We start from the raw sequence: 21218 nt of genomic DNA, 5'->3' as shown, positions 1-21218 counted from the left end.
CCCCATCCTGTCGAACGTGCTGATCAGCGACCTCGCTACCCTCGGGTAGTGCAGTTGGACGACGTTGACCAGCGAATCATCGCCGCGCTCCTGAGCGACGCGCGCACCACCTACGCCGAGATCGGCATGGTGGTGTCGCTGTCAGCACCGGCCGTCAAGCGACGGGTGGACCGGCTGCGCTCCGGTGGGGTGATCAAGGGCTTCACCGCCGTGGTGGATCCCGCGGCGGTGGGTGGCGGCACGGAGGCCTTCGTCGAGCTGTTCTGCACCGGGCGCACCACGCCCGCGCAGATCACGCAGGCCACCCGCCGCCACCCCGAGGTGGTCGGGGCGTACACGGTCTCCGGTGAGGCCGACGCGCTGGTGCACCTGCGCGCGGCCGACATCGCCCATCTGGAGCAGGCGCTGGAGCGGCTGCGCGCGGAGCCGTTCATCACCAGCACCCGGAGCATGATCGTCCTGTCCCGCCTGGTCGACTGACGGCCGCTTCGATGCAGCCGGGAGCCGGGAGCGCCGTCCGCGCGTCGAAGACGGGCATGAGACGAAGCGTGCTCTGCCTGCTCACCGCGTTGTCCCTGGCCGGATGCACGGCGGGCGGTGGCGCGACCGCCGACCGGCCCGCGCCCGGGCCCGCGCCGGAACTGCGCCTGGTGTCGTACGACTCCTGCGAAGCGCTGCTGACCTCGGTGCGCGCGGCGGCCAAACGCGCCGTGACGCCCTGGGGGCTGCCCGGCAGCCGGTGGGGTGTGCCGCTCGCCTCGGCCGCCGACGGCGCACGGGCGACCGGCGGCGCGGAGGGCGCGGCCAAGTCCTACTCCGGCACCAACACCCACGAGGCGGGCGTCGACGAGCCGGACATCGTCAAGACCGACGGGCGGCGCATCGTCACCGTGCTCGGCGAGACCCTGCGCGTCATCGACGCGGCGACCCGGCGACCGGCCGGATCGCTGCACCTCGGCAGCGGCACGCATCAGCTCTTCCTGCAGGGCGACCGGGCGCTGGTGCTCACCGGCCACTACGGGATGACCATGTTCGGCGGCATCGCCGACAGCAACGTGCGCGGGTACGGCGGACCGTCCTCGACCCGGCTCCGGCTGATCGACCTGGCCGGCGAGCCCCGGGTCACCGGGCAGTACGAGATCGGCGCCGAACTGACCGACGCCCGGCTGGCCGGCGGCACCGCCCGGGTCGTGGTGACGTCCTCCCCGATGATCGACTTCACCTGGCTGGAGAAGGGCACCGACGCGGACCGCATCGCCGCGAACCGGAAGGTCATCGACGCCGCGCCGCTGGACCGGTGGCTGCCCGCGTACACCGCCGACGGCGCCGGCGGGCGGCTCGACTGCGGGCAGGTCAGCACGCCCGCCGAGTTCAGCGGGACCTCCCTGGTGACGGTGCTCAGCTTCGACCTGAACCGGGCCACGCTGGGCGACGGCCTGCCGGCGGCGGTGCTCGCCGACGCGCGCACGGTGTACGGCACCGGCTCCCACCTGTACCTCGCCCACGACGACGGCTGGCGGGGCGACAAGGCGAAGAACCGTACCGAGCTGTACCTGTTCGACGTCTCGGGGCCGCGCCCGTCCTTCGCCGCCTCCGGCAGCGTGCCCGGCTGGCTGCTCAACCAGTACTCGCTGAGCGAGCACGACGGCGTGCTGCGGGTGGCCACCACCACCGGCCAGCCGTGGGGCCGCGAGCAGCGCAGCGAGTCCACGGTGTACACGCTGCGCCGCGACGGCGGGCAGCTGCGGTCGCTCGGCGAGCTCGGCGGGCTGGGCAAGGGGGAGCGGATCTACGCGGTGCGCTTCCTCGGCCCGACCGGCTACGTGGTCACCTTCCGGCAGACCGACCCGCTCTACGCGATCGACCTGCGTGACCCCGCCCGGCCGGTGCTCACCGGCGAGCTGAAGATCCCCGGCTACAGCAGCTACCTGCACCCGGTCGCGGACGGGCGGCTGATCGGCGTGGGCCAGGACGCCTCCGACCAGGGCCGGGTGAGCGGGCTGCAGGTGTCGCTGTTCGACGTCGGCGGCGCGGACCCGAAGCGGCTCGACCAGAAAAAGATCCCGCACGGCTGGAGCGAGGCCGAGCACGACCCGCACGCGTTCCTGTACTGGCCGGCGACCAGCCTGCTGGTGATCCCGTACACCGCATACGACCGGGGGCAGCAGGCCGGCGCGCTGCTGTTCCGGGTCGACGCGGGCTCGCTGCAGAAGATCGGCGAGGTGGACCCGGGCGGCTACCCACGGCGCAGCCTGGTCGTCGACGACACGTTGTGGACCGTCACCGACACCGTGGCCGTGGCGACCGCGCTGACCGGCGGCCCGCAGCTCGCCCGGATCGGCCTCTGATCCACGACCCCGGTCCTGGGCGAACGGCGGCTCATCAGCGCGGTCCGCCCAGGACCGTCAGGTCACAGGTACTGGCCGATGCGGGCCTCGGGCACGTTGCCCGCGGGCTTGTCGCCCTCGCCGAAGAAGCGCTTGCCGCCGAACTCGCCGTGCAGGCGGTCGTCCAGCTCGTCGGCCAGCCCCGTCATCACCTGGATCGCCAGGGCCAGGTGGCTGGCCTGGAAGTCGCGGCCGAACACCGGGATCGAGGCCCAGACCGTGCCGGCCGTGCAGTAGAGGCGGCCGATCGGCATGCGGTTGGTCAGCTCGGACAGCTTCACGAACAGCTTCTCGGTCGGCTCGATGTCGGTCAGCACCGGCGAGAACACGTCGATCAGCGGCGGATTCTCGCGCACGCGTACGAACACCATGGCCGAACCGGCCCGGATGCCGATGTCGCCGTCCCCGTCCACCTGCAGCTCGTCCGGGTCGGACTTGAGCATCGCGGAGACCACGATGCGCACCCGGTCGGCCAGGTCCAGGCCGCTGGCGTCGAGCGAGTCGATCGAGGGCAGGAAGGTGTCCACCGTCGACTCGTGCCGCGCCGTGCCCAGCGGCTCGATGGAGACCGGCTCCTCCTCGCGGTCGTGTGCCTCGTAGACCAGGAACGCGGGGTGCGGTGCGCCGTACACGTCGCGCAGCGTGCGGGTGATCACGTTGGCCAGCCCGTCGGACGCGCCGGCCATGCCGAAGTTGTCCCGCGAACCGGCCAGCACCCCGGGCGGCGACCAGCCCAGCGCGACCATGGCCGCGATCGCGGGGCGCTCCAGCCGGAACCCCTCCGGCAGGTTCGCGTTGCTGACCGCCCGCGCCTGCAGCGACCCGTCCTCCAGGCACTCGACGCTCACGCCGTACACGGCGGAGCCGGTGCCCGACGCGGTCGGGTCCAGCGCCAGTTCGAGTTCACTGCCGACCGGCAGCGTCGGCAGGGCCGCGGCCAGGGCTCGGGCGAACTCCCGCCACGCCTCGGCGACCTTGGCATGCAGGTCCGCAGTGGTGGGTTCGTCGAGCAGCCCGGCCTCCGCCAGGCCGGTGATCGACAGTTCCGACATGGTGCGCCTCCTCGTCGAACCTGGCTCATCCCGGCACGCCGACGGACAAACCTGGGTTCTCTGTCACCGAGACACTACCGACCGGAAGGAGATTCGCGAAGTCGGCCTTTCGACCGTGCATGCCCTTGCGCGGCCGTCCCGGCAGCTTCACGCCGGAGTCCGCGCCCCGTGGGCCGGGCCGCCGTACGGCGCCGTCAGTCCTGGTCAGCGACGGCGAGGCGGTGCGCCAGCCCGGTGAGGCGGGCGGCCAGCTCCCGCGGGTCGCCGCCGCGTCCCACCGCCAGCCCCAGCAGGTACGCGCTGACGGGCGCGCCCGGCCGCACCGTGTTGTGCGCCACCTCCCGGGCCAGGTCCAGCACCATCGTCACGTCCACGTCCGCCCGGGGCACGCCCAGCTCGGCACAGGCCGCCTCGGTGAAGTCGTGCAGGTCGACGCCCTTCGGCCGCTCGTTCCGCTCGTTCACAACGCCTCCTCGGTGCGCGCGTGGTCGGGCACCCGCTCGTCATTCGCGGCCCGCAGTTCGTCCGGGGTGTCGCAGTCATACCACGGCGGGGGCCCTTCTCCCGCCCACGGCAGCTCGACCACGTCGACGTCGGCGAGCAGCGCGCGCATCGGCGCCCCGTGCGGGTTCGCGGGAAGCTCGGCGTGCAGCGTGCCGAGCCGCCACGCGGCGCAGAGGTGCTGCCGGCGGCCGTCCGCGTCGGTGAACATCACCACGTCCACGTCCACGGCGAGCAGCGCCGCCACCGCGTCCCGGGTCAGGAAGGGCAGGTCGGCGGCGACCACCAGCACCCGGTCGGTGCCTGCGGGCAGGCGTGCGGCACCGGCGGCGATGGCCGCGACCGGGCCGCCGCCGGGCGGGTCCTCGCGGGTCAGCACGGCCGCGGGGGGCAGCTCGGCGGCCAGTTCGGGCGGTCCGACGACGACCAGCGCCTGCGCTTCGGCCACCGCCCCGAGGACCCGGCGCAGCATCGGCACCCCGCCGACGGGCAGCAGCGGTTTCGCGACGCCGCCCATCCGCCGGGCAGCGCCTCCAGCCAGCACCAGCGCCGCGTACGAGATCATCTGCTCACTCCCCAGCCTGTGGACGAACCAGCGTGTCATCCACAGGCTAGCGATCATCGCTGGGCCCGTCGCGCCGCGGCGGGAAGGCTCGCGTACATGACGACCGACACCCCGACGTACACCATCAGCGAGCGCGCGGACCTGCTCGGATACGTGCCCTACCTGCTCGGCTTCCACCCGGCGGACAGCGTCGTGGTGCTGGGGCTGGCGGACCGGCGGATCGGGGTCGCCGCCCGCGCCGACCTCGGGCAGCCCCGCCCCGAGACGGTGCGCCGGCTCAGCCGGCTGCTCACCGCCGCGGGCCGCGGGAGCGCGGCGATCACGTCGGTGGTGCTCGTCGGCTACGGCCCCGATCCGGCGGCCGCCGACGTGACCCGGAGCGTGGCGAACGCCCTCGACGCCCGGGGCTACCACGTACGCGAGGTGCTGCTGCACGCCGGGGAGCGCTACCGCTGCCTGCAGTGCGACGACTGCACGCCGCCCGGAGGCGCGCCGTTCGACCCGAGCAGCACCGCCGCCGCGGCGATCGCGACGTACGAGGGTCTGGTCGCGCAGCCCGACCGGGCCACGGTGGAACGGCTGGTCCAGCCCGTCGGCGGGCTGGCCGCCATCGCCATGGCGCAGGCCGTGGGCCGCGCCGAGCAGCGGCTCGCCGCCCTGGTCCACGACGCCGGCCGCGACGACTCGGGCGAGAGAGCCGCCGACGAGCGGCTGGTGCGGGCCGGGGCGGTCGCGGTCGAGGACGCGCTGCGCGTAGCCGAGGGCGGTGGCCGGCTCGACGACGACGCCGCCGCCTGGCTCACCGTGCTCCTGCTCGACCTGCGCTGCCGCGACCACGCCTGGCAGCTGACCGACACCGAGCCCTGGCAGCTCGACCTCTGGCTGGACCTCACCCGGCGCGGCGAGCCCGCGCTGCTGGCCCCGATCGCCAGCCTGCTCGCCTGGTGCGCCTGGCGGTCGGGCAACGGCGTGCTGGCCGGTGCCGCGGTGCGGCGCGCGCTGCTGGCCGACCCGGCGTACACCCTGGCGCACCTGCTCAGCGAGGCGCTCGACCAGGCCGTCCCACCCGGCAGCGTCGGCCCCTGGCCCGTGTCGTAGGCCCAGGGAGGCCGCCTGATCCGGGAAATCGTGCTTGTGCGCCCGGTCCCGGCTCGGCTAACCGGGCCGGTGCGGCCCGGCTGTGCGCTGCCGTCGAGGTGGTGGCGATCCCGCACGGGCATGCCCCCGGGGCGGCTGCCGGGCGACGGCTCAGAATGGGACCGTGGACCTGGCCTACCTGCGCGCGCATCCGCACCTGCTGCCGACGTTCCTGCACCATCAGCGGATCCGGGAGACGCCCGTCGACGGCGGCTCGATCTGCCACACCAGCAGGCTGACCTTCGACGACGGCGAGTCCATCTTCACGAAGTCGTGGCCCGAGGTGGGCGGGCCGGCGCCCGCGGGCTTCTTCGCCGCCGAGGCGAACGGCCTGCGCTGGCTGGCCGAGACCGGCACGGTCGCGGTGCCCGAGGTGCTGGTCGACACCCCCGACCTGCTCGGCATGGCGTGGATCGAGCACGGGCAGCCGTCGGCCGCGGCCGCCGAGGAGTTCGGCCGGGCGCTGGCCGGGCTGCATCGCGCCGGGGCAGCGGCGTTCGGCGCGCCCTGGGCGGGGTTCCACGGGTCCGCGCCGATGGACAACACGGCGCATCCCGGCCCGTGGCACGAGTGGTACGGGGAGCGCCGGCTGGGGGCGTACCTGCGACTGTCGGTGGACCGGGGGGCGCTGGAGCCCGCCGACACGGCCCGCGTCGAGCGGGTGCTGGCCGGGCTCGACCGGGTCGGCGGTGACGAGCCGCCGGCCCGGATCCACGGCGACCTGTGGACCGGCAACCTGCTCTGGGGCGCGGACGGCCGGTGCCGGGTCGTCGACCCGGCGGCACACGGCGGCCACCGCGAGACCGACCTCGCCTACCTGCGGCTGTGGGGCGGTGCGCCGTTCCTGGACCGGATCCTCGCCGCGTACGCCGAAGCCTGGCCGCCCGCCGACGGCTGGACCGAGCGCGTCCCGCTCCACCAGCTCTCCATGTACCTGCTGCACACCGCCCTGTTCGGCGCCGCCTTCGCCCCCGGCGTCCGAGACACCACCGCAGCCTGCCTCCACCTGACCACCTGACCACCCCCAAACGGCAGCACTTTCGGGGAAACTGCGATCAACGGCCTCCCTTGAAGCCGCACTTTCCCCGAAACTGCGCCTCTTGGTTAAGAAGGGCACCTTCCTATACGCATAGCGATGGGAAGGTGCCCTTCCTTTGGGTTAGAGGCGGGGGTCGGTGGGTTCGGATTCGCTGGCGAGGATGGCGAAGACGAGTTCGTGTACGCGCCAGAGCGGGCCGTCGCGGCCGACCGTGTCCAGGGCGGCCAGGCCGAGGCCGTGCTCGCGCAGGGCGAGCGCGCGCTTGCGGCCGAGCTTGCGCTCGCGGAGCCGGGCCAGCTGGGCGGGCTCGGTGTACGACGCGCCGTAGATGATGCGCAGGTACTCGCGGCCGCGGCACTTCACGCCGGGCTGGACGAGGCCCTTGGCTCCGCGGACGGACAGGCCCGCGTACGGCTTGACCACCATGCCCTCGCCGCCGGAGCCGGTCAACTCCAGCCACCAGTCGGTCGCCCGAGCCACCGCGTCCGCGAACGCCGCCTCGGCGGCGGCAGCCTCCGCGGCCGCCATGTCAGCGGCAGCCGCGTCGGCGTCGGACGGGTCGGTCGCGTCGGGGCGGGCGGTGCGGGCCGGGCGGGGTGGGAGGTCGAGGATCAGGCGGCGGGTCGGGGTGAAGGCCGCCGGGTCGGCCTCGACCAGCCGGTCCGCGATGGACAGGTGCCAGCCGTGGTCGGCGTCGGCGTACGACCTGCCCTCGGCGGCCAGCACGGCGAACGGGGCCAGCGTGATGCCGGTGACCCCGTCCGTGGGGGCGACGTACCGGCGGTAGGCGTCGGTGAAGGCGTGCACGTCGCGCAGCGATCCGCCGAGCCGCGTGCGCAGCGCGTCGACGTCGAGCCCGCGACCCGCGGCGGCCGACAGCACGTCCAGCGCGGCGGGCAGTGCCGCGCGACCGGCGGCGCCGACGGCGGCGTACTGGTGGATCAGGGTCTGCGCCTTGGCCGACCAGGGCAGCAGCTCGCAGTCGAGCAGCAGCCAGTCGGTGTCCAGCTCGGCCCACAGCCCGGCCGCGGTCGCCGCGTCGCGCACCTTGGCCAGCAGCTGCTCGGTGCGCTCCGGGTCGAAGAACGCCCGCCCGGTACGCGTGTAGATCACGCCGGTGCTGCCGTCGTCGACGAAGCGCTTGGCGGCCACGGCGGCGTCCTTGCAGACCAGGACCACCGCCCGGGAGCCCATGTGCTTCTCCTCGCAGATCACCCGGTGCACGCCCGCGTGCCGCAGGTCGGCCAGCGCCTCGGCCGGGTGCTCCAGGTAGCCGTCCACGGCCGAGGTCGACGACGGGGCCATGGTCGGCGGCAGCCACAGCAGCCAGCGCGGGTCGACCGCGAACCGGCTCATCACCTCCAGCGCCGCCGCGCTGTGCTCGGCGGGCACGGTGACGGTGCCGTGCAGGGTCTGCACGTGGCGGCGGCCGGTCACCTCGGACAGCCGCAGCGCGCCCGCGGCCCGGTCGGGCGGCGCGACGGGCTGCAGCGGCCGGGCGGGCGCGTAGTACTCCTGCGCCGCGTCGACCTCGACCAGCTCCCGCTCCGGGTAACGCAGCGCGGTGAGCTTGCCGCCGAACACGCAGCCGGTGTCGAGGCAGATGGTGTTGTTGATCCACTCGGGCGTGACGGTGGGGGTGTGCCCGTAGACGACCATCGCGCGGCCCCGGTACTCCTGCGCCCACGGGTAGCGCACGGGCAGGCCGAACTCGTCGGTCTCGCCGGTGGTGTCGCCGTACATGGCGAAGGAGCGCACCCGGCCCGACGCGCGGCCGTGGTAGGCCTCCTTGAGGCCCGCGTGCGCGACCACGAGCCGGCCGCCGTCGAGCACGTAGTGGCTGATCAGGCCGTCCAGGAAGGCGGGCAGCCCGTCGACCGGGTCGCTCTCCAGTTGCGCGACGGTCTCGGCGAGGCCGTGGGTGAGCTGCACCTTGCGGCCGCGCAGGTGGCGTAGCAGCTTGTTCTCGTGGTTGCCGGACACGCACAGCGCCCGGCCGGCGGCGATCATGTTCATGACCAGGCGCAGCACGCCGGGGGAGTCCGGGCCGCGATCCACCAGGTCGCCGACGAACACCGCGGTACGCCCCTGCGGGTGGCTCGCGTCCACCGCCCGCCCCGACTCGTCGCGGGTCAGCTCCCAGCCGAGCGCGGTGAGCAGGTCCTCCAGCTCGGCCCGGCAGCCGTGCACGTCGCCGACGAGGTCGAACGGCCCGGTCAGCTCGGTGCGGTCGTTGAACAGCTTCTCGTAGCGCAGCTCGACGGCGGCCGGGTCACTGACGACGTACACCTTGCGGAAGCCCTCGCGGGCCAGCTTGTTCAGCGAGTGCCGCAGGTCGCGGTGCTGGCGGCGCAGCACCTCCCGGCCGAACGTGCGGTCCGGCCGGGCCTGCGTGCGCTCCCAGCAGACCGCCTCCGGGGTGTCGATGACGACGGCGACAGGCAGCACGTCGTGCGCCTTGGCCACCTCGACCAGCGCGGCGCGGGCGTGCGACTGCACGTTGGTCGCGTCGACCACGGTCAGCCGGCCCGCGCGCAGGCGCTTGCCCGCGACCAGGTGCAGCACCTCGAAGGCGTCCTTCGTGGCGGCCTGGTCGTTCTCGTCGTCGGCGAGCAGCCCGCGGAAGGCATCGCTGGACAGCACCTGGGTCGGCAGGAAGTGCTCCCGGGCGAAGGTCGACTTGCCGGACCCGGAGATGCCGACGAGCACCACCAGGGACAGCTCGGGCAGCGCGACCACGGTCGGGCGCTTCGCCACGCGGCCCTCGTCGGCTGCCGTCGCGCTGGTGACGTCTTCGCTGTGCTCGTTCATGCCGGCACCTCCTCGGTGGCGATGGTCTCGGTGATGCCGGCCTGGTGCGGCTCGGTCTTGATGAACAGGGCGAGCTGGGTCGGCGGGCCGACCTCAGGATCGGTGTCGCCGACGTCGCGCAGCGTGTACGTGTAGCCGTACTCGGCGGCGACCTGCTCGCACCAGGCCGCGAACTCGGCCCGGGTCCACTCGAAGCGGTGGTCGTCGTGCCGGTGGCCGCCCTCGGGCAGGGTCTCGTAGCGCACGTTGTACTCGACGTTCGGCGTGGTCACGACGACCGCGCCGGGCTTGGCGTCGCCGAACACCGCCGCGCACAGCGCGGGCAGCCGGGGCAGGTCGAGGTGCTCGATGACCTCCATCAGCACGGCGGCGTCGTACCCGCGCAGCCGCTCGTCAACGTAGGTCAGCGCGGACTGGACCAGCTTGATCCGGGCGCGCTGCCGGTCGGGCAGGCGATTGAGGCGCAGCCGCCGCTCGGCGATCTCCAGCACCTTCGGCGACACGTCCGCCCCGACGATCTCGGTGTAACGCTTCTCCCGGATCAGGTCGCCGAGCAGGGCTCCGCCGCCGCAGCCGAGGTCGAGCACCCGGGTCGCCCCGGTCTCGGCCAGCGTGGCCATGACCGCGGCGCGCCGGCGTACGTTCAACGGCTTGGCCTTCTCCACCGCCGGTCCTTCGGCGACGGAGTCGTCGGCGGGGGCCTCCTCCAGCGGCGCGAGCGCCGCGTCGGCCTTGGCCGCCAGCGCCCGGCTGTGCGCCAGGTAGCGCCGGATGATCAGCGCCCGCTCGGGGTGCCCGGCGAGCCAGCCCTCCCCGGCCCGCAGCAGCTTCTCGATCTCGTCGGGCGCGACCCAGTAGTGCTTGGCGTCGTCGAGCACCGGCAGCAGCACGTAGAGGTGGTTGAGGGCGTCGGCCAGGCGCAGCTCGCCGTCGAGGGTCAGGTCGACGTACCGGCTGTCGCCCCACTCGGGGAACGCCGGGTCCAGCGGCAGCACCTCGCCGCGTACCGTCCAGCCCAGCGGGGCGAACAGGCGCTCGGCCAGCTTCAGGCCGCCCTTGGCGCGCAGCGAGGGCACCCGGATCGACAGTGGGATCGCGGTCGCGGCCAGCTCGGGCCGGTCCTTGGAGACGCCGCGCGCGGCGGTGCGGAAGACCCGGTTCAGCGCGGCGGCCAGCAGGCTCGACGCGGCGTACGGGCGGTCGTTGACGTACTGGTTGAGTTGCTGGCCGTCGGCGCGCGTGTCGGCGAGCCGCTGCGGATCGATCTCCAACAGCAGCGCGGCGGTGCACCGCTGCTCACTCGCCTCCGGGTAGAGCACGGTCGCCGTGCCGTGGCTCAGCTCGAAGCTGTGCACGCGATCGGGGTGCTTGACGAGGAGGAAGCCGAGGTCGGTGGCAGGCGAATGGGTGGTCGAGAGGGTCAGCAACACGGCGGCGATCCTGCCAGGTGGCCGCGAGACGTGCATTCGCATAACGACGCGATAGGTTCGTGGGGTGACCTCCGCCAACCCAGGCTTGATCGACCGGTACGGACGCCGTGCCGTGGATCTGCGGGTCTCACTGACGGATCGCTGCAATCTGCGCTGTTCGTACTGTATGCCCCCGGAAGGGCTGCCCTGGCTGCCCAAGCAGGAGATCCTCACCGACGGCGAGGTGCTGCGGCTGATCACCATCGCGGTGACCCGGCTCGGCGTCGAGGAGGTGCGCTTCACCGGCGGCGAGCCGCTGCTGCGCCCCGGCATCGTCGGCATCGTCGCGGGCGGCGCCGCGCTCACCCCGCGCCCGAAACTCTCCGTCACCACGAACGGCATCGGGCTGGCTCGGCTGGCCGTGCCGCTGCGCGACGCCGGGCTCGACCGGGTGAACGTCTCGCTGGACACCATCGACCCCGAGCGCTTCACCCAGATCGCGCTGCGCCGCCGCTTCGACGACGTGATCGACGGGCTGTCCGCGGCCGCCGCGGCCGGGCTGACCCCGGTCAAGCTCAACGCGGTGCTGCTGCGCGGGATCAACGACGACGAGGCCCCGGCGCTGCTGCGCTTCGCGCTGGCGCACGGGTACGAGCTGCGCTTCATCGAGCAGATGCCGCTGGACGCCCAGCACGGCTGGAGCCGCGACCAGATGATCACCGCGGCGGAGATCCTGGCGGCGCTGGACGCCGAGTTCGACCTCAGCCCCGACCCCGCCGAGCGGGCCGGCGCCCCGGCCGAGACCTGGCTGGTCGACGGCGGCCCGGCGAAGGTCGGCGTGATCGGCTCGGTGACCCGGCCGTTCTGCGGCGACTGCGACCGGACCCGGCTCACCGCCGACGGCCAGGTGCGCAACTGCCTGTTCGCGACCGGGGAGACCGATCTGCGCGGGCTGCTGCGCGGCGGGGCGGATGATGAGGAGATCGCCGCGCGCTGGCGCACGGCCATGTGGGGCAAACTGCCCGGCCACGGCATCGACGACCCGTCGTTCCTCCAGCCGGTACGCCCCATGTCCGCCATCGGAGGATGACAAGTGCTGACGATCCGCTACTTCGCCGGGGCGCGGGCCGCCGCGGGGGTCACCGAGGAGCAGTTGCCCGCCGGGCAGGACCTCACGCAGCTGATCAAGGAGCTGGGCGCGGCTCACGGGGACGGCCTGAGCCGGGTGCTGCTTTCAGCCAGCTTTCTGGTTGACGGGCTAGCGTGGCACGACCGCCGCGCGCCTCTGCCGTCCGGCGCGACCGTGGACGTGCTCCCGCCCTTCGCCGGCGGGTGAGAGGAATACCCCCGTGGTGCTGCAAGCGCTGATGTTCTTCAGCATGGTGCTCGTCGTGGTCGGCCCGATTCACTGGTACCTGTACAAGCGCCTGTTCAAGGACACCACGACGACCAGGCGTGGCCGCCGGATCGGCGCTGCCGTGATCCTCGGCCTGGCACTGGCCCTGTTGGCGGCGTTCATCGTGCCGCGGGTGATCGGCGCGAAGGCGTCCTGGGTCATCCCGATGGTCGGCTACATGTGGCTGGCCGTCCTGTTCTACCTGCTGGTCACGCTGCTGGTCCTGGAGATCCCCCGCGTGATCGCCAACCGCACCTGGGCCCGCCGCGCCGCCGCGCCGGTCGCGGACCCGGCCGCCGCACCCGTTCCGGTCGGCGTGTCCGCGGGCGCTGAGCCCGTCCAGGCCGAGACCGCGCTCGCCGAGCCTGGCCTGCCGTCCGCGACCGCACCGGACGGGCCGACCGATCCGAGCCGGCGGTTGCTGATCGCACGGAGTGCGGCGATCTTCGCGGGGCTGACCGCGACCGGCATCACCGCGTACGGCGTGAAGACCGCGCTCGGCGACCCGGTCCTCAAGCGGGTGCAGATCCCGCTCGCGAAGCTGCCCCGCAGCATGGACGGCTACAAGATCGCCCTGGTCAGCGACATCCACCTGGGCCCGCTGACCGGCATCGAGCACAGCCGCCGCATCGTGCGCTCGATCAACGGCATGAATGCCGACCTGATCGCCGTCGCCGGTGACATGGTCGACGGCACCGTCGCCGAGCTGGGCGACGAGGCCGCGCCGCTGGCCGAGCTGCGCTCCCGCGACGGGGCCTACTTCGTCACCGGCAACCACGAGTACTTCTCCGGCGCCGAGGAGTGGCTGGTCGAGGTCGAGCGGCTGGGCATGCGGCCGCTGCAGAACGAGCGCCTGGAGATCCGCGGGCTCACCCTGGCCGGTGTCAACGACGTCAGCGGCGGCGACCTGGGCGAAGGCGGGCCCGACTTCGCCAAGGCGCTCGGCGACCGGGACACGAACAAGCCGGTGGTGCTGCTGGCGCACCAGCCGATCCAGGCCTTCGAGGCCGCGAAGCACGGCGTGGACCTGCAGCTCTCGGGGCACACCCACGGCGGCCAGATGGTGCCGTTCAACCTGATCGCGGCGCTGCAGCAGCCGGTCATCTCCGGGCTCGGCGAGGTCGACGGCACCCAGGTGTACGTGACCAACGGCGCCGGGTTCTGGGGCCCGCCGGTACGCGTCGGCGCGCCCCCGGATATCACATTGGTCGAACTGCGCGCGATGTAGGTAACAACTCTCACTGACTCGCGTGGCGGGTGCCGCCGGACGGGCCGAACATGTCAGGATGCTGCGTGCCCCCCGTCTGGACTGCTGATCTGCATATCCACTCGCGGTACTCGCGTGCGTGCAGCAAGGACCTCGACCTGCCCACGCTGGCCTGGTGGGCACGCCGCAAGGGCGTGGCCCTGCTGGGCACCGGCGACGTCACCCACCCCGCCTGGTACGAGCACCTGCGCGACTCGCTGCGCGAGGCCGAGCCGGGCCTGTTCCGGCTCTCGCCCGAGGCCGAGCGCGACGTCTCGCAGCGGCTGCCCGCCCGGCTGGCCGCGGGGGAGCCGGCCCGGTTCATGCTCAGCTCGGAGATCTCCACGATCTACAAGCGGGGCGACCGCACCCGCAAGGTGCACCACCTGATCTACCTGCCCGACCTCGAATCGGCCCAGCGCTTCCGCGACCGGCTGGGCCGGGTCGGCAACCTGGCCAGCGACGGCCGCCCGATCCTGGGCCTGGACTCCCGCGACCTGCTGGAGATCACCCTGGAGGCGAGCCCGGACGCGTACCTGGTGCCCGCGCACATCTGGACGCCGTGGTTCTCCGCGCTGGGCAGCAAGTCGGGCTTCGACGCGATCGCCGACTGCTACGCCGACCTCGCCGAGCACATCACCGCGGTGGAGACCGGCCTGTCCAGCGACCCGGCGATGAACCACCGGGTGTCCAGTCTGGACCGGTACACCCTGGTCTCGAACTCGGACGCGCACTCGCCGCAGGCCCTGGCCCGGGAGGCGACCCGGTTCGACTGCGCGCTGGACTACTACGCGCTGAAGGCCGCGCTGGCAGGTGCGCCCGGTATGGCCGGGACGATCGAGTTCTTCCCGGAAGAGGGCAAGTACCACGGGGACGGGCACCGGGACTGCGGCATCAACTGGACCCCGGCCGAGTCCCGGGCGACGAACGGCATCTGCCCGGTGTGCGAGCGACCGCTGACCATCGGCGTGCTGGCCCGGGTCGAGGCGCTGGCCGACCGGCCGGAGGGCACGCCCGCGCCGAACGCGCGTCCGGTCACCCACCTGGTGCAGCTCCCCGAGATCGTCGGCGAGCTGGAGGGCGTCGGCCCGAAGACCCGTACCGTCGAGGGCCGGGTCAACGCGCTGGTCGCGGCGCTGGGCTCGGAGCTGTCCATCCTGATGGAGGCCCCGCTGGACGAGGTGACCGCGGCGGGCGGGGAGCTGCTCGGCGAGGCGCTGCGCCGGCTGCGGGCCGGTCAGGTGCGCCGGGTGCCGGGCTACGACGGCGAGTACGGCGTGATCCGGCTGTTCGAGCCGGGCGAGCTGCGCCCGCAGGACACCGCCGACACCCTGTTCGACCTGCCCGCGGCCCCGGTGGCACCGGCGCCGCGCAAGGCCCGCGCGCCGAAGCAGGCCGCGAGCAAGCCGGCGGTACGCCGTAGCAAACCCGTCTCCGCGCCGCCGCTGCCGCCGGAGCCGTCGCCGCACGAGCCGTTCGAGCCGATGCTCGCCGGGATGGAGGAGGTCGGCACCGGGCTGCTGGACCGGCTCGACGCCATGCAGCGCGTCGCCGCGTCCGCCCCGGGCGGGCCGCTGCTCATCGTCGCCGGTCCGGGCACGGGCAAGACCCGTACGCTGACCCACCGGCTGGCGTACCTGTGCGCGGAGATGAACGTCTACCCCGAGGACTGCCTGGCCATCACGTTCACCCGGCGGGCCGCCGAGGAGCTGCGGCACCGGCTGGGCGGGCTGCTCGGCCCGGTCGCCGAGGACGTGACCGTGTCGACGTTCCACTCGCTGGCCCTGTCGGTGCTGCGCGAGCACGAGCCGGACCTGGTGGTCGTGGACGAGCCGGACGGTGAGGGCATCACCCTCGACGAGCTGATCCCGCGGCTGGTGGCGCTGCTCAAGGCGCAGCCGTCGGTGCAGGACAAACTGCGCTCGCGCTGGCCTTGGGTGTTCGTCGACGAGTACCAGGACGTCGACCCGGACCAGTACGCGCTGCTGCGGCTGCTGGTGCCCAGCGACGGCAACCTGTGCGCGATCGGCGATCCGGACCAGGCGATCTACTCGTTCCGCGGCGCGGACGTGTCGTTCTTCCTGCAGTTCTCCCGCGACTTCGTGGACGCCCGGGTGGTGCGGCTGACCCGCAACTACCGCTCGTCCGCGCCGATCCTGGCCGCCGCGGTGCAGGCGATCGCGCCCAGCTCGCTGGTGCCCGGCCGCCGCCTCGACCCGGCGAAGGTCGACCCGGAGGCGGCGCTGATCGGGCAGTACGCCGCGAGCAGCCCCGCCGACGAGGCCGCGTTCATCGCCCGCAAGGTCGACGAGCTGGTCGGCGGCGTGTCCCACCGGACCAGGGCCGACGTGCGCGGGGTCACCGGCACGACGGTGTCGTTCAACGACATCGCGGTGCTCTACCGCACCGACGCGCAGGCCGCCGCGATCGTGGACGCGCTGTCGCGAGCTGGCGTGCCGGTGCAGAAGCGCTCGCACGACCGGCTGCGCAGCCGGGCCGGGGTGAACACGCTGCTGGCGGAGCTGCGCCTGGCCACCGGGCTGACCGGCTCGGTCGCGGCGCGGCTGAAGCTGACCGCGAAGGTGCTCATCGAACGGCCGGCGCTGGGCGGCGGCTCGCCGGAGCCGGACGAGGTGTGGGCCGCCGTGGACCTGCTCACCCCGCTGGCGCTGCGCTGCGGGCAGGACCTGCAGCGGTTCCTGGGCGAGGTGGCCACCGGCGCGGAGGTCGACGCGCTCGACCCGCGCGCCGAGGCGGTCACGCTGCTCACCCTGCACGCGGCCAAGGGTCTGGAGTTCCCGGTGGTGTTCCTGGCCGGCTGCGAGGACGGGCTGCTGCCGCTGCGTTTCCCCGGCTCCGCGCCGACCGAGGCGGAGGTCGCCGAGGAGCGGCGGCTGTTCTTCGTCGGGCTGACCCGGGCGCAGCGGCGGCTCTACCTGAGCCACGCGGCACGGCGGGTCCGGTACGGCAGCGAGCGGGACTGCCGGCCGACGCCGTTCCTGGCGGCGGTCGACGCGGGCCTGCTCGAGCAGCTCGGCGACCTCACCCCACGGCGGCCTCGTGACCAGCAGCTTCGCCTGATCTGACGAACCGTGACACCCGAAAGAATGACTTCGGTGACATGACAGTGACACCGGAAGGCCCGACGGCGCTCAGTAGGACGGAAGTGTCCGCAGCGTCACGAGGAGCCCCCCTTGTCAGTGAAGCTGATCACGGTTGACCCCGTCACGCTCGTGCGGTTGGGGTACAGCTTCGCCTGTTCGACCCACCCCGACATCGACCTGGTCGGCCAGGCCGCCACGGGCGAGGAGACGCGTGAGCTGATCGGCGACCTCGACCCGCATGTCGTCACCATCGACGCGGCCATCCCCGGGCAGGGCGGGCTGCAGCTGGCCGCCGAGCTGCGCGCCGCGCGGCCGACGCTGGGGCTGGTGCTGACCGGCCCGGCCGAGGACGGGCTGCTGCTGCAGGCGCTGCAGGCCGGGCTGTCGGCGTACCTGCCGCGCTCCGCGCCGGTGGAGCTGCTGATGTCGGCGGTGCGGCACGCCGCGGTGGCCCCGGCCTCGTTCACCGCGCCGAACCTCGCCGAGGCGATGGCCCGCCGCCGGACCCGCTCCACCGCGTTGAGCCCGCGTGAGGAGCAGATCCTGCAGCAGCTGAACACCGGCGGCAGCCTGGCCGCGATCGCGGTGCGCATGCGGCTGACCGAGTCGACGGTGCGCACCTACGTGGCCCGCCTCTACGACAAGCTCGGCGTACACAACCGCACCCAGGCACTCCAGGCCGCGGCCCGCCTGTACCTCATCTGACGAACCCGCCCCTGCCTGGCAAGTTCGTCCGACTTGCCAGGCAGGTGGCCGTAAGCGCGTTCAAAATACGCACGGGTGCCTGGCAAATCGGACGATCATGGGTGGTGCCGGGCGTCAGCGGCCGCCGAAGGCTTCCATCACGTTGATGATGCCGGGGCCGATCACGACGATGAACAGGGCCGGGAACAGGCACAGCACCAGCGGGAAGATCACCTTCACGGGCAGCTTGCGGGCCGCCTCCTCCGCGCGCTGGCGGCGCTTGACCCGCATCTGCCGGGCCTGCTCGCGGAGCACCCCGGCGATCGGGATGCCCAGCTCGCCGGCCTGCACCAGGGCCATGGTGATGGTCTTCAGCTCCGGCACCGTGGTGCGGGCGGCCAGGGCGCGCAGGGCGTCCACCCGCCGCTGGCCCATCTGCATCTCGTGCAGCATGCGGGCGAACTCCCGGGCCAGCGCGCCGGGCATCGCCGCCGCCACCTGGGCCAGGGCCGCATCGAAGCCGAGACCCGCCTCCACCGACAGGGTCAGCAGGTCCAGCGCGTCGGGCAGCTGGCGGCGGATCTGCTGCTGGCGGCGTACGCCCAGGTCGTAGACGACCAGGAAGGGCGCCCAGAAGCCGAGCGCGCCACCGGCGAGCACCGACAGGAGCAGCCCGCCGGGGCCGAAGCCGAACGCGAAGCCGAACGCCCCGCCGAGGAAGGCCACGACGACCAGGCCGAGGCCCTGCATCTCGACGACCCGCTCCGGCGGCCAGGCCACCGGGTTGCCGGCGTGGTCGAGCCGCCGCTGCAGGCGAGCCGCGGCCCCCTTCGGGGTGAGCAGCCGGCCGAGCGCCGAGACCTGGGCGACCGCCGGTCGCAGCCGGTCGCCGAGGCGCTCCTCGGCGGCCGATGCGCTACCGGGCGCGTACACCGTGTCGATCGTCTCCAGTGCCCTGGCCACGCCGGACCGGGCGACGCTGGCCGACGCCAGGGTGAGCACGGCGAGCGCGATCGCGGCGAAGACCGCGCCGGCCCCGATGATGAGGATGAGCTGTCCGGACACCGTCACACCTCAATCTTGATCATCTTGAACAGCCAGGCCGCGCCGCCGACCACCAGCAGCACCCCCATCACGCTCATCACGATGCCCATCGGGTGGGTGTAGAGCGGGCGGATGTACTCGGCGCGGGTCAGGAACATGAAGCCGCCGATGCAGATCGGCAGCGCCAGCAGGATCCAGGCGCTGATCCGGCCCTCCGCCGACAGCGAGCTGACCTCGCGGTGCAGCGTCTCCCGCTCGCGCATGGTCTCGATGGTGGTGGTCAGCACCTCGGCCAGGTTGCCGCCGACGTCGCGCTGCACCCGGATCGCGACCACCGCCCAGGCCAGGTCCTTGCTGCGCATCCGGGTCGCGACCCGGTCCAGCGCGTCCTCGATGTCCACGCCCAGGCGGGTCTCGCCCAGGGCCCGGCCGAACTCGGCCGCGATCGGATCGGGCAGCTCCCGGGCCATCGCGTCGACGGCCTGCGCGAGCGAGAATCCGGAACGCAGCGAGCCGACGATCAGCTGCAGCGCGTCCGGCAGCAGCTCACGGAAGGCGCTGACCCGCTTGGCCGCGCGGTTGCGGTGGTAGAGCGAGGTGAGCACCCAGCCCACCGGCGGTCCGAGGAACACCCCGGCGCCCAGGCCGACCGACATGGCCAGCAGCAGGCCCGTGATCAGGCAGACCAGCGCCCGCAGCAGCAGCCACTCGTGCGGCCGCAGGCGCATGCCGGCCCGGTCGAGCTGCGTCGCCAGGCGGCCCTCGGCGTTGGCCGACTTCACCACCTGCTCCGACAGTGCCAGCGCGGCCGCGGCGACCTGGCCGGACTCGCCCTGCGCGACGGTCCGCCGGGGCGCGGCCACGAACTGGTCCACCTGGGTGAGGCGGCGTCGCCGCTCGGCCGCGGCCAGCATCGGGGAGACCACCAGCAGGAACGCGCCGAGCAGCGCGGCGAATACCAGCCCGCCGAGCACGAGCAGCCAGGTCGGCCCCGGGCCGGGCGACTCCACGCCCACCAGCGGGACCGTCGCCCCGGTGTCCACGGCGAGGGTGACCGGCACCTCGGTACGCACGCCCGCGGCGCTCACCGCGAGCCGGACTTCCTGGCCGGACAGGTCCGCCGGCACGGTGACCCGCACCAGCAGCTGCACGGCGAAGGAGCCGGACGCCTCGGCGAACGCGTCGCCCAGCGCGGCCGGGTCGGCCACCGTGAAGGCGACGCCTCCGGTGTCCCTGGACAGGCCGGCCAGGATGCCCGCCGTGGCGGCGGGAGTCTTGAAGGCGATCGTGTCGACCGGGATCGCGGCGCTCGCCTTCCGGGCCACGGCCAGCGTGGCCGTCGACGCCGTGTCGGCGCCGTCGGACAGCGCGATGATCCGGCGCTGGCCCCACGCACCCTTGGCGACCAGACCCGCGGCGGCGCGCACCCCGTCGTACAGCGCGGTCTCGCCCTTCGCGGCGAGCTTGTCGACGGCCTTCTCGGCGGCGGCGCGGTCCCGGGTCGGGGCGAGCACGACGACCGCCGGCGCGCCCGCGGTGACCAGGCCGATCTCGACGTCCGACGGCAGCGCTCGCACGTAGCCCCGAGCCGCTTCCCGGGCCGCGTCGATCGGCGCGCCGAGCATCGACCCGGAGGTGTCCAGCACCAGCACGACCGCCCGGCGCGGCGCGGTCGTCGCGCCCTGCGCGGCGCTGATCTGCGCGCTGGTCACCGGCAGCGCGCGGTCGCCGACGGCGACGCCGACCTGGTCCAGCGCCGTGCCCGCGGGCAGGTCGGTCGCGGACAGGTAGAACTCGACCAGACCCGCCTCCTGCCGCAGGCCGGAGACGCTGATCCCCGGCGCGGCCGGCACCGCCCGCGGCACGCCGGCAGCACGGGTTGGCACTCCGGCGAAAGCCGGTGCGGCAGCGTGAGCCGGAGCGGCGGCGTGAGCCGGAGCAGCCGCGTGAGCCGGAGCAGCGGCGAGGATCGGCGTCGCGGCGGCCACGAGCAGGACCGCGCCGAGGCGCGCGACGGCTCCCGCCGGGCGCCTCACTGGCCCCTGCCGAACAGCTCGGGCCCGACGATGATCCCGTGGTCGGCCAGGTGGTCGACGAAACGCGGCCGGAGGCCGGTGCTGACCAGCGCGCCCTGGTGGCGGCCGTACTGGTCCTGGCCCGCGCGGTGGTCGAAGACGAACAGATCCTGCAGCGTGATGACGTCGCCCTCCATGCCGGTGACCTCGGTGATGTGGGTGATCCGGCGGGTGCCGTCGCGGAGCCTGGCCAGCTGCACCACCACGTCCACCGCGCTGGCGACCTGCTCCCGGATCGCGCGCACCGGCAGGTCCATGCCCGCCATCAGCACCATCGTCTCCAGGCGGGACAGCGAGTCGCGCGGGGTGTTGGCGTGCACAGTGGTCAGCGAGCCGTCGTGGCCGGTGTTCATCGCCTGGAGCATGTCCAGCGCCGCGCCGTCGCGGACCTCGCCGACGACGATCCGGTCCGGGCGCATGCGCAGCGCGTTGCGTACGAGGTCGCGGATGGTCACCTCGCCGCGCCCCTCGACGTTCGGCGGGCGGTACTCCAGCCGCAGCACGTGGTCCTGGAGCAGCCGCAACTCGGCGGAGTCCTCGATGGTGATGATCCGCTCGTCGGGGGGCAGGAACGACGACACCACGTTGAGCAGCGTCGTCTTGCCGGTGCCGGTGCCGCCCGAGATCAGGATGTCGAGCCGGCCCTGCACGCAGGCGCGCAGCAGCTCGGCGACCCGCTCCGGCATGGTGCCGAAGCGGACCAGGTCCTCGACGGTGAACGGGTCCGCGGCGAACTTGCGCACCGTGAGCGCGGCCCCGTCCAGCGCG

Annotated in this window: 17 protein-coding genes; 9 read left to right on the top strand and 8 right to left on the bottom strand. The window is 73.6% G+C overall.

The window, feature by feature from the left end:
• The first annotated feature begins 48 nt into the window (after positions 1–48).
• Both Cco03nite_RS38965 and Cco03nite_RS38960 read left to right on the top strand, forming a co-directional pair.
• Positions 49–480 (top strand): Lrp/AsnC family transcriptional regulator, encoded by a 432-nt coding sequence (locus Cco03nite_RS38965; protein ID WP_203699059.1) that lies wholly within the window; start codon positions 49–51, stop codon positions 478–480.
• 56 nt (positions 481–536) lie between these two features.
• A complete protein-coding gene (locus Cco03nite_RS38960; RefSeq protein ID WP_239168016.1) occupies positions 537–2348 on the top strand; it encodes a beta-propeller domain-containing protein in 1812 nt (603 codons plus the stop codon).
• A gap of 62 nt (positions 2349–2410) precedes the next feature.
• On the opposite strand, the gene Cco03nite_RS38955 is transcribed toward Cco03nite_RS38960, so the two are convergent.
• The 3 genes from Cco03nite_RS38955 to mobA all read right to left on the bottom strand — a co-directional run bounded on the left by Cco03nite_RS38955 (position 2411) and on the right by mobA (position 4487).
• Positions 2411–3439: a T3SS (YopN, CesT) and YbjN peptide-binding chaperone 1 gene (locus Cco03nite_RS38955; protein WP_203699058.1), complete on the bottom strand. Its 1029-nt coding sequence runs from the start codon at positions 3437–3439 to the stop codon at positions 2411–2413.
• Positions 3440–3633: 194 nt separating this feature from the next.
• A complete protein-coding gene (locus Cco03nite_RS38950) occupies positions 3634–3903 on the bottom strand; it encodes a DUF6457 domain-containing protein (protein ID WP_239168015.1) in 270 nt (89 codons plus the stop codon).
• Positions 3900–4487: a molybdenum cofactor guanylyltransferase gene (gene mobA, locus Cco03nite_RS38945; RefSeq protein WP_203699061.1), complete on the bottom strand. Its 588-nt coding sequence runs from the start codon at positions 4485–4487 to the stop codon at positions 3900–3902. Before mobA ends, Cco03nite_RS38950 begins: the two co-directional genes overlap by 4 nt.
• Positions 4488–4601: 114 nt before the next feature.
• On the opposite strand from mobA, the gene Cco03nite_RS38940 reads away from it, so the two are divergent.
• Both Cco03nite_RS38940 and Cco03nite_RS38935 read left to right on the top strand, forming a co-directional pair.
• Positions 4602–5603, top strand: coding sequence for a DUF4192 domain-containing protein (locus Cco03nite_RS38940; protein WP_203699057.1), 1002 nt, complete (start codon positions 4602–4604; stop codon positions 5601–5603).
• Positions 5604–5766: 163 nt separating this feature from the next.
• A complete protein-coding gene (locus tag Cco03nite_RS38935) occupies positions 5767–6660 on the top strand; it encodes a fructosamine kinase family protein (protein ID WP_203699056.1) in 894 nt (297 codons plus the stop codon).
• Between the two features lie 141 nt (positions 6661–6801).
• Here the strand turns inward: Cco03nite_RS38935 and Cco03nite_RS38930 are convergent, their stop codons facing one another.
• Both Cco03nite_RS38930 and Cco03nite_RS38925 read right to left on the bottom strand, forming a co-directional pair.
• Positions 6802–9492: a polynucleotide kinase-phosphatase gene (locus Cco03nite_RS38930; RefSeq protein WP_203699055.1), complete on the bottom strand. Its 2691-nt coding sequence runs from the start codon at positions 9490–9492 to the stop codon at positions 6802–6804.
• Positions 9489–10922: a 3' terminal RNA ribose 2'-O-methyltransferase Hen1 gene (locus Cco03nite_RS38925; protein ID WP_203699054.1), complete on the bottom strand. Its 1434-nt coding sequence runs from the start codon at positions 10920–10922 to the stop codon at positions 9489–9491. The genes Cco03nite_RS38930 and Cco03nite_RS38925 overlap by 4 nt, the downstream gene beginning before the upstream one ends.
• 64 nt (positions 10923–10986) lie before the next feature.
• Between Cco03nite_RS38925 and moaA the strand changes: the two genes are divergently transcribed.
• From moaA to Cco03nite_RS38900, 5 genes are all read left to right on the top strand, one after another.
• Positions 10987–11991 (top strand): GTP 3',8-cyclase MoaA, encoded by a 1005-nt coding sequence (gene moaA / locus Cco03nite_RS38920; RefSeq protein ID WP_203699053.1) that lies wholly within the window; start codon positions 10987–10989, stop codon positions 11989–11991.
• Between the two features lie 3 nt (positions 11992–11994).
• Positions 11995–12237: a MoaD/ThiS family protein gene (locus tag Cco03nite_RS38915; RefSeq protein ID WP_203699052.1), complete on the top strand. Its 243-nt coding sequence runs from the start codon at positions 11995–11997 to the stop codon at positions 12235–12237.
• Between the two features lie 16 nt (positions 12238–12253).
• Positions 12254–13525: a metallophosphoesterase gene (locus Cco03nite_RS38910; protein WP_203699060.1), complete on the top strand. Its 1272-nt coding sequence runs from the start codon at positions 12254–12256 to the stop codon at positions 13523–13525.
• Positions 13526–13590: 65 nt separating this feature from the next.
• Complete coding sequence (locus Cco03nite_RS38905; RefSeq protein ID WP_239168013.1) at positions 13591–16629, top strand: UvrD-helicase domain-containing protein; 3039 nt, start codon at positions 13591–13593, stop codon at positions 16627–16629.
• Positions 16630–16743: 114 nt separating this feature from the next.
• Entirely contained in the window at positions 16744–17352 is a 609-nt protein-coding gene (locus Cco03nite_RS38900) for a response regulator transcription factor (protein ID WP_239168017.1), read from the top strand.
• A gap of 114 nt (positions 17353–17466) precedes the next feature.
• Here Cco03nite_RS38900 and Cco03nite_RS38895 read toward each other — a convergent pair whose 3' ends face one another.
• The 3 genes from Cco03nite_RS38895 to Cco03nite_RS38885 all read right to left on the bottom strand — a co-directional run.
• Complete coding sequence (locus Cco03nite_RS38895) at positions 17467–18396, bottom strand: type II secretion system F family protein (protein WP_203699049.1); 930 nt, start codon at positions 18394–18396, stop codon at positions 17467–17469.
• A 2-nt stretch (positions 18397–18398) separates the two neighbouring features.
• Complete coding sequence (locus Cco03nite_RS38890) at positions 18399–20240, bottom strand: VWA domain-containing protein (protein ID WP_203699048.1); 1842 nt, start codon at positions 20238–20240, stop codon at positions 18399–18401.
• A 167-nt stretch (positions 20241–20407) separates the two neighbouring features.
• A partial coding sequence (locus tag Cco03nite_RS38885; RefSeq protein WP_203699047.1) for a TadA family conjugal transfer-associated ATPase occupies positions 20408–21218 on the bottom strand: 811 nt, incomplete at its 5' end.

The sequence above is a fragment of the Catellatospora coxensis genome, assembly GCF_016862635.1.
Classification (GTDB): Bacteria; Actinomycetota; Actinomycetes; order Mycobacteriales; family Micromonosporaceae; genus Catellatospora; species Catellatospora coxensis.
This window is presented reverse-complemented; position numbering and strand designations above follow the sequence as displayed.

Coding starts and splice junctions, on each gene's coding strand:
- Cco03nite_RS38960 (WP_239168016.1), top strand. CDS start 537: ATGAGACGAAGCGTGCTCTGCCTGCTCACCGCGTTGTCCCTGGCCGGA.
- Cco03nite_RS38955 (WP_203699058.1), bottom strand. CDS start 3,439: ATGTCGGAACTGTCGATCACCGGCCTGGCGGAGGCCGGGCTGCTCGAC.
- Cco03nite_RS38940 (WP_203699057.1), top strand. CDS start 4,602: ATGACGACCGACACCCCGACGTACACCATCAGCGAGCGCGCGGACCTG.
- Cco03nite_RS38930 (WP_203699055.1), bottom strand. CDS start 9,492: ATGAACGAGCACAGCGAAGACGTCACCAGCGCGACGGCAGCCGACGAG.